Source organism: Microcystis aeruginosa LEGE 91341 (assembly GCF_015206885.1).
Classification (GTDB): domain Bacteria; phylum Cyanobacteriota; class Cyanobacteriia; order Cyanobacteriales; family Microcystaceae; genus Microcystis; species Microcystis aeruginosa_H.
Map to the genome: position 1 here is coordinate 26,391 of NZ_JADEXY010000031.1, position 8,575 is coordinate 34,965.

The following is an 8,575-nucleotide window of genomic DNA, read 5'->3' on the forward strand; positions in this document are numbered from 1 at the left end:
CAGTGATGAATATCTATCAGAAAACCGTGGTTATTCAAGACCCCAATCAGCTTGTTTTGTCTGATTTACCTTTTCAAAAAGGTCAGCAAGTAGAAGTAATGATTATTGCCAAAAATTATGACAGGGAAGCTCTAGCTAATAAGTTACGAGATTTCTTTAAAGAAGTCCAAGCTTTACACGCTGACAATCCTTTGACTGAAGAGGAAATTGAGGCTGAAATTGAGGATTATAGAAGAGGAAAATGAAGGTTGTAATCGATACTAATGTTGTTATTTCTGCTGCAATAGCTGACAGAAACCCAGAAAAAATAATTCTCTTTGTAGTATCTAACCCAGATTTTTACTGGATAGTATCACCGGATATTTTAGCAGAATATAGAGAGGTTTTATCCCGAAAACGGTTAAAGCTAACTAATGAGCAGAAACAATACTGGTTGACTCTTACAAGTGCCGTTACTTTTGTCGTCGATATTAATTTAGAAGTTGATTTCCCCAGAGATAGAAAAGATGCTAAGTTTTTAGCTTGTGCAATTGTTAATAATGCTGATTACTTTATTACAGGAGATAAGGACTTTGATGAAGTTAAAAATCTAGGCAATACCAAGATTATTTCAGTTTCTCTTTTTCAGACAAAATATCAAGTAAAATAACACATTGGGAGCTAGATTAATATGATTACAAAAAAATGGCAGCTTTATCCTACTTATAAGGATTCCGGTGTTGAATGGTTGGGTGCAATTCCAGAACATTGGAAGGTGAAGAAATGCAAGCAATTGTCACTTATAAAAAGAGGTGCATCACCCAGACCAATTGACAATCCTTCTTTTTTCGATGATGATGGAGCCTACTCGTGGGTAAGGATTTCAGACGTTACTGCTAGTAATAAGTATTTAGAAACAAGCGAACAAAAATTATCCGAACTTGGTAAATCGAAAAGTATTGCTCTTGAACCGGGAGAACTATTTGTAAGCATTTGTGCCACTGTCGGTAAGCCAATAATCACAAACATCAAATGCTGCATACATGATGGCTTTGTTTATTTCCCTTTTCTTAAAGAAAACAGAGAATATCTTTTTTATATCTTTTCAGGAGGTGAACTTTATAAAGGTCTTGGTAAACAAGGAACTCAACTCAACCTAAATACTGAGATTATTGGTGATATTAAGCTTCCCATCCCTCCCCTTCCTGAACAACAAAAAATCGCCGAATTTCTCGACCAAGAAACCAGCAAAATTGATAAACTAATCACCAAGAAAGAGCGCTTAATCGAACTTCTTAAAGAGAAGCGCACCGCACTGATTAGCCATGCAGTCACCAAAGGACTTAACCCAGATGTTCCGATGAAGGATTCCGGGGTTGAGTGGTTGGGTGAAATTCCAGAGCATTGGGAAAATTGGAAAATTAGTCATGCGTTTCAAAAAATAGGAAGTGGCACAACCCCTTCTACTAATAGATATGATTATTACGATGGTGATGTTCCTTGGATTAATACATCAGAGTTAAGAGAAAATATAATTACTGATACCAGTGTAAAAATAACTAACAAAGCATTACTAGATAATTCTGTTTTAAATCTATACTCTCCAGGTACGTTGCTGATAGCTATGTATGGAGCAACAATCGGGAGATTAGGTATTCTTGGAATAACCGCTTGTACTAATCAAGCTTGTTGTGCTTTGGCGAATCCAATATTATTGGATACAAAGTTTGTGTTTTATTGGCTCTGGATGAGGAGAAATGAGTTGATAATCTTATCCTCTGGAGGAGGACAGCCTAACATAAATCAAGAAAAGATTCGTTCTATTAAAATTCCTGCTCCCCCCCTTCCTGAACAACAAAAAATCGCCGAATTCCTAGACCGAGAAACCAGCAAAATTGACAACTTAATCACCAAAACTCGCACCAGCATTGACCATCTCAAAGAATATCGCACCGCGTTAATTTCAGCCGCCGTTACTGGTAAAATAGATGTGAGGGAACATTAAAGCCATGCACATTATAACTTGCAAGAGTTTAAACGAATTTGCGGAGAGATACTAGGGTTAATTTATAGTAGGGTTGATTCATGAATCAACCCTACCCTTAGTCCCCTCTTGATCAGGGTGGTATCTGATAATTTTTAACGGCTACCTACTTAAGTAGGGCATAATATCAAATCCGTTGAGTAACGCACAGAAAACGGGTTTCTCGGAGAAACCCGTTTTCTACTCATGCACTCATGCAAAAAGGGGAATAAATAATCAGTCTTTAATAACCAGATTTAGTATAATACTGACAATGAGCAGTCTAAAGACTTGACATCCTCGCCGCCCTAAAAGTGCGGCGATTCCTAAACCTCACGATTTAAGTTTCTGCTTCCACCACCGTCGCATACCACAGTTAAAAAACCATGTACTGTCTTACACAGAGTTCACAGACTTTCGCCCCATTTCAGAAGCCCGATTCCGTGTGTCCCACGGTACGTTTCCAGCTAAACACTTCTTGTACTTGTTGCTTCGACTTTTTACCCGGCCAAGCTTTTCTGGTCGGAACCCCCTAAGCCGAGTTTTCAAGGCTTCGGCCGTGAGCTCAGGCTTCGACGGTGAGCTCAGCCGAACCGCCGAACGGTGCTGCGCCGTCCACTTGGTTTTCGAGACTGGCCTTTTAATTCTAACGTAAAGCCGCCGTTCTACGGCGGGGTTTCAGACCCAAAATTTCCGATGATAGACACCTCCGAGAAAAACTTTGAAGCCACCATCGAAGCAAGCCTCCTCAACAGCGGCTACCAGCGCCGCAGCTCCAGAGATTATGATCGCTCACTTTGCCTCATAAGCGAAGATGTCCTTAACTTCATCCAAACCAGCCAACCTCAAGAGTGGCAGAAATTCCAAACCCAGTATGGTGACGACGCAAACACCCAACTCCTCAAACGGCTTGCCGAAGTCATCAAGAATCGGGGAACCTTAGAAGTATTAAGAAAAGGCATCAAAGCCAACGGCTGCCGCTTCCAACTCGCCTACTTCCAACCCTCCAACAGTCTCAATCCAGAAACCCAAAGACTCTACCAGACAAACTGCTTCAGTGTCCTTAGACAACTGTACTACAGCCAGAACAATCCCCTCAAAAGCATCGATATTGTCCTCTTTCTTAACGGTTTACCCATCTTCACCGCCGAACTAAAAAACCGTTTTACAGGGCAAAACTTCCAACAAGCGATTAAACAATATCAAGAAGATCGAGATCCGAGAGAGCCACTCCTCAAGTTTGGCGTATGTCTGTCCCACTTTGCCGTTGACCCGGATCTGGTCTATGTCAGCACTCACCTCCAGGGCAATGAAACCCGCTTCCTACCCTTCAACCCCGGAAAGACCGGCGTAGCGGCAAACCCAGACCCAACCAAATTCCGCACCGCCTACCTGTGGGAGCAAATCTGGCGGCAGGATAGCTTCCTTGACCTAATCGAGAACTTTATCACCCTCCAGGAAAAAAAGGACGACAAGGACAGAAAAACAGGAGTAAAGAGCCTCATCTTTCCCCGCTACCATCAATTAGATGCCGTGCGCCGTTTGCTGGCCGATGCTAAGGCCGAAGGGACAGGAAAATCCTATCTCATCCAACACAGTGCCGGCAGTGGTAAGAGTAACTCAATAGCATGGCTGGCCCACGGACTGGCCAGCTTGCACGATGATCATAATACCTGCGTTTTTGACTCTATCATCGTCATCACCGACCGCCGTATATTGGATAAGCAACTACAGGCCACTATCCGCCAGTTTGAACGGCTCTCTGGGGTGGTGGAAAACATCGACAAAACCTCGCGGCAACTCAAAGAGGCCCTAGAGTCCGGGAAAAAGATCATCGTCACCACCCTGCAAAAATTCCCCGTCATCGTCGATCAGATCCAGTCCCTCTCCGGGCAGCGCTTCGCAGTAATCGTCGATGAGGCCCATTCTTCCCAGACCGGAGAAAGTACCCAAAAACTCAAAAGCGTCCTGACTGCAACCAGCCTAGAAGCGGCCGCCGCCGAGGAAGGGGGAGAAGAGGAGGATTCAGAAGATCGAACCGTCGCCGAGGCAAAAAAACGGGGAAAAATTGCTAATTTGAGTTATTTTGCTTTTACCGCCACGCCGAAACCCACAACCCTAGAAGTATTCGGCACCAGACAACCGGACGGCAGCTTTGCTCCCTTTAGCCTCTATTCCATGGCTCAGGCGATTGAGGAAGGCTTTATTCTCGACGTGCTGGAGAACTATACCACCTACAAGACCTATTTTAATCTGCTCAAAACCATCGAAGATGACCCCCACTATGATCGCGCCAGGACCGCCTCGCTGCTGCGCCACTTCGTCGATTTACACGAACACACCATTAAGCAGAAAGTCGCCATCATCGTCGAACACTTCCATGAGCAGGTGGCCGAACAGGTGCAAGGCAAAGCCAAGGCCATGATTGTCACGCGATCGCGTCTCCATGCCGTGCGGTACAAGTTGGCCCTAGACCGCTATCTCAAGGAAAAAGACTATCCCTATCAGTCCCTAGTCGCCTTTTCTGGGACAGTTAGAGACGGCGAAGACTTCACCGAAACCACCATGAATAGCACCTCCTCTGGTACTCATATCCCCGACAAAGCCACCGCAGACACCTTTCAACAAGCTCCCTACCGCTTTCTCGTCGTTGCCAACAAATTCCAAACCGGTTTTGACCAACCCCTCCTAGGCGCGATGTACATCGATAAGAAATTAGCCGGGGTTAACGCTGTCCAAACCCTCTCCCGTCTCAACCGCATCCACCCCCACAAAACCGGGACTCTGGTGCTGGACTTCGCCAACGAGGCCGATGAAATCGAAGCAGCTTTTAAAGACTACTACGACCGCACCATCTTGACGGAGGCCACCGACCCCAACCGGCTCTACGAAATCCAAGCACAGCTTGACGACTATCACTTTTACCAAGATTCCGACATCGATAGGTTCGCGCAGATATTCTTTCACTCCCAGGGAACCCAGGCCAAGCTTCATGGCAGCCTCGACCCCGTACTCGATCGTTACCTAGAAGCTTCTGAGGAAGAAAAATTCGGTTTTCGCGGTAAAATCACAGAATTTATCCGACTTTATGGGTTTCTCTCTCAATTACTCCCCATACCTGCTGCAGAATTAGAGAAGTTCTATCAGTTCTCCCGCCACTTAATCTGCAAACTTCCCACCTCCCCAGAGGGACTTCCCTTGCATATTCAACAAAGTATCGAACTAAATTCCTACCGCATCCAAGAAACCCACAGGGGCAAAATTGAACTAAAACGGAGTGTCAGGGAAACTCCTAGGGTTTATTCCCTAGGCAAGGGCCAACCTTCTGCCAAAAAGATAGAACCCCTCTCAAAAATTATTGAAGAAATTAATCGACGATTTGGTACTGATTTCAGTGAGGATGTTATCGAACACCTTGACACCAAACTGGATGACAGCGCACCTCTGAAAGCGAGCCTTAAGATCAATACTCTCGAAAATGTTAGACTTGCCTTTGATAACCTGGCATCCGACATCATGCAGGACATGGTGGAAATCAACTTCAGCTTTTATAAAAAGTTCACTGACGACCTGGAATTTAAGGCCCTGCTCCTCGGTTTTCTCTTTAATCGATTCCTGCAGCGATCGAATACTTCCGAAGCTAAGACAGACTAAGTTTAACATTCGATCGAACTTTGCCGCCGATCCCCCCTTAATCCCCCCTTGATAAGGGGGGTGCCGATCCCCCCTTAATCCCCCCTTGATAAGGGGGGTGCCGATCCCCCCTTAATCCCCCCTTAATAAGGGGGGCATCTGACGACTTTTAACATCTACCTACTTAAGACAGACTAAGTTTAACATTCGATCGAACTTTGCCGCCGATCCCCGACCAATGACAGGGTAAGAACGGGGGTCTTCCCCGGACATTTGAGATAAAATCGATCTAGTTAAAAATTTAATTCCGAAACTATGTTCGACGCACTGGCCGACCGCTTAGAAGACGCATGGAAAAAATTACGAGGTCAAGATAAAATCTCCTCGGCCAATATACAAGAAACCCTCAAAGAAGTCCGGCGGGCTTTATTAGAAGCAGATGTTAACCTACAGGTAGTCAAGGGATTTATTGCTGAGGTCGAAAAACAAGCCCTCGGCGCTGAAGTTATTTCCGGAGTCAATCCCGGCCAGCAATTTATCAAAATTGTCTATGATGAATTAGTTAAAATTATGGGGGAAAGTAACGTTCCCCTAGCTCAGGCCGATAAACCCCCCACCGTAATTTTAATGGCCGGGTTGCAAGGGACAGGAAAAACCACCGCCACCGCCAAATTAGCCCTATATCTCCGCAAACAGTCCAAAAGCTGCCTGATGGTGGCCACCGATGTTTACCGTCCGGCGGCCATTGACCAATTAATCACCCTCGGTAAACAGATAAATGTTCCCGTCTTCGAGATGGGTTCTCAGGCTAATCCCGTCGATATCGCCCGTCAAGGTGTGGAAAAAGCCAAAGAATTGGGCGTAGATACGGTTATCATCGACACCGCCGGTCGTTTGCAGATAGACACCCAGATGATGGGCGAACTAGCACAAATCAAGAAAATTGTCAACCCCGACGACACTTTATTAGTGGTGGATGCGATGACCGGTCAAGAAGCGGCCAGTCTTACCAACACTTTTCACCAACAAATCGGCATCACCGGGGCAATTCTTACCAAACTCGATGGCGATACTCGCGGTGGGGCTGCCCTATCAGTGCGGCAAATATCGGGACAACCGATTAAATTTGTTGGGGTTGGGGAAAAAGTCGAAGCTTTAGAGCCATTTTATCCCGATCGCCTCGCCAGTCGCATCCTCAATATGGGTGATGTCCTGACCCTAGTGGAAAAAGCCCAGGAACAGTTAGACCTAGAAGACGCGGCCAAAATGCAGGCCAAGATTTTAGAGGCCAAGTTTGATTTTAATGACTTCCTCAAACAGATGCGGCTGTTAAAAAATATGGGTTCCCTGGGGGGAGTCCTCAAGTTAATCCCCGGTCTGGGCAAACTGAGCGGGACAGACATCGAAAAGGGCGAAAAAGAGTTAAAACGCACGGAAGCGATGATTAATTCCATGACCACGGAGGAACGCGCTAACCCCGATTTATTGGCTAAGTCTCCTAATCGTCGTCGTCGCATTGCCAAAGGTTCGGGACATCCGGAAACAGAAGTGACCAAACTAATTGCTAATTTCACCAGAATGCGATCGATGATGCAACAGATGGGACGGGGACAAATGCCCGCTATGCCGGGGATGCCTGGGATGGGTGGCGGAATGTTTGGGGGTGGCAATCAACCGGGGTTCCGAGGTCAAGGTGGCAGCCCGAAAAAACCGAAGAAAATCAAGAAAAAGAAAGGTTTTGGCGATTTATAGAGGCTAAAAATGTTGAAATCCAGAGCTTAAACTGAGGTTTCTACCGCCGGCCAATTTTATCTCTTTTCCCCGGACAATTTGACCGATTATCGCCCCCTCTTCCCCCACTTTCTCCAGCAATTCTCTGGCACTGTCCGGGGGCAAACACAAAACTAACTCAAAGTCTTCACCGCCGTATAAAGCCCATTCTAGAGCTTTTTCGGCTCCTACATATTCTTTCAGGGTTGGATGCAGGGGAATCCTCTCGATTTCGGCACCAACCCCACTACAGCGACAAATTTGGATGATGGCATCTGCTAACCCGTCACTGCTATCCATGCCGGCGATGGGAAATTGCTTGACAATTTTTTGTAAATGTGGTATGCAATCGAGTCTCGGTCGCGGGCGTTGATGAGCTTGGATTAAGCACTTTTTTTGGGCGGAATTTAAATTCCTCCCGGTTTCAGGGTGCAAGAGTAACTCTAATCCAGCCCGCGATAAACCGTGATAACCTGTAATAACGATACTATCGCCAACTTTGGCGTTAAAACGTCTAATTTCTTCATTTTTTGCCACTTGTCCCAGGGCAGTGATGCTGATGTTAATCTCCGTGCCCCGACAGACATCGCCACCAACGATCGCCGTCTGATATACTTGCAGACAAGAGCTAAGACCCCGATAGAGTCCTTCTAGCCAATCGATGGCTAGATTGGGAGTTAAAGCCAATCCTACCGTAATTCCCAGGGGTTCTGCCCCCATAGCCGCTAAATCCGATAAATTAGCCGCCGCCGCTCGCCAGCCCACATCTTCGGGAGAGGTGGTAAGATCGCTAAAGTGGACGTTATTGACTAAAACATCAGTGGTGACAACGAGAGAGTAACCGTCTTTGAGGGATAAAATCGCCCCATCATCACCGATAATCTCCGCAGGACAATATTTTTGCAGAATCGGTAGCAATCCCTGTTCACCCAAGTCTTTAACGGTTAAATTCATAATTTCTGGGAATTGAACGATGCAGCTTCTAAAAAGTCTTTAGTTAGGGTTTGCTGAATAAATCTAAAAACCTGATCCAACAAGGTTTTTAGACTTTTTTTCCCTCAAAAAGTGCCGACCTTTGGAGTGATTGGGGGGAAAATCCCTGGACTTTTTCCCTGAAAATTAGGTAATTGGCCACCTCAAAACTGGTAAAACCCCACACCCCACTACCCC

At 45.9% G+C, this 8,575-nt stretch carries 6 protein-coding genes; 5 read left to right on the forward strand and 1 reads right to left on the reverse strand.

Going from position 1 to position 8,575, the window contains the following annotated elements; all coding sequences use genetic code 11:
• Nucleotides 1-26 precede the first annotated feature (26 nt).
• From IQ234_RS06920 to ffh, 5 genes are all read left to right on the forward strand, one after another.
• On the forward strand, nucleotides 27-245 hold the full coding sequence (locus tag IQ234_RS06920; RefSeq protein WP_198285502.1) for a hypothetical protein: 219 nt from the start codon (nucleotides 27-29) through the stop codon (nucleotides 243-245).
• The gene (locus IQ234_RS06925) at nucleotides 242-649 is read left to right on the forward strand and encodes a putative toxin-antitoxin system toxin component, PIN family (RefSeq protein WP_193956551.1); all 408 of its coding nucleotides are present in this window, start codon (nucleotides 242-244) and stop codon (nucleotides 647-649) included. Before IQ234_RS06920 ends, IQ234_RS06925 begins: the two co-directional genes overlap by 4 nt.
• 21 nt (nucleotides 650-670) lie before the next feature.
• Nucleotides 671-1,984, forward strand: coding sequence for a restriction endonuclease subunit S (locus IQ234_RS21030; protein WP_228008402.1), 1,314 nt, complete (start codon nucleotides 671-673; stop codon nucleotides 1,982-1,984).
• Between the two features lie 714 nt (nucleotides 1,985-2,698).
• Nucleotides 2,699-5,656 carry a type I restriction endonuclease subunit R gene (locus IQ234_RS06940; RefSeq protein WP_193956552.1) on the forward strand — a complete coding sequence of 986 codons (2,958 nt, stop codon included), beginning with the start codon at nucleotides 2,699-2,701 and terminating at the stop codon, nucleotides 5,654-5,656.
• A gap of 294 nt (nucleotides 5,657-5,950) precedes the next feature.
• On the forward strand, nucleotides 5,951-7,387 hold the full coding sequence (gene ffh, locus IQ234_RS06945) for a signal recognition particle protein (RefSeq protein WP_193956553.1): 1,437 nt from the start codon (nucleotides 5,951-5,953) through the stop codon (nucleotides 7,385-7,387).
• Nucleotides 7,388-7,390: 3 nt separating this feature from the next.
• Here the strand turns inward: ffh and thiL are convergent, their stop codons facing one another.
• The gene (thiL, locus tag IQ234_RS06950; protein ID WP_193956554.1) at nucleotides 7,391-8,359 is read right to left on the reverse strand and encodes a thiamine-phosphate kinase; all 969 of its coding nucleotides are present in this window, start codon (nucleotides 8,357-8,359) and stop codon (nucleotides 7,391-7,393) included.
• Between the last annotated feature and the right edge of the window lie 216 nt (nucleotides 8,360-8,575).

Coding starts and splice junctions, on each gene's coding strand:
- thiL (WP_193956554.1), bottom strand. CDS start 8,359: ATGAATTTAACCGTTAAAGACTTGGGTGAACAGGGATTGCTACCGATT.
- ffh (WP_193956553.1), top strand. CDS start 5,951: ATGTTCGACGCACTGGCCGACCGCTTAGAAGACGCATGGAAAAAATTA.
- IQ234_RS06925 (WP_193956551.1), top strand. CDS start 242: ATGAAGGTTGTAATCGATACTAATGTTGTTATTTCTGCTGCAATAGCT.
- IQ234_RS21030 (WP_228008402.1), top strand. CDS start 671: ATGATTACAAAAAAATGGCAGCTTTATCCTACTTATAAGGATTCCGGT.
- IQ234_RS06940 (WP_193956552.1), top strand. CDS start 2,699: ATGATAGACACCTCCGAGAAAAACTTTGAAGCCACCATCGAAGCAAGC.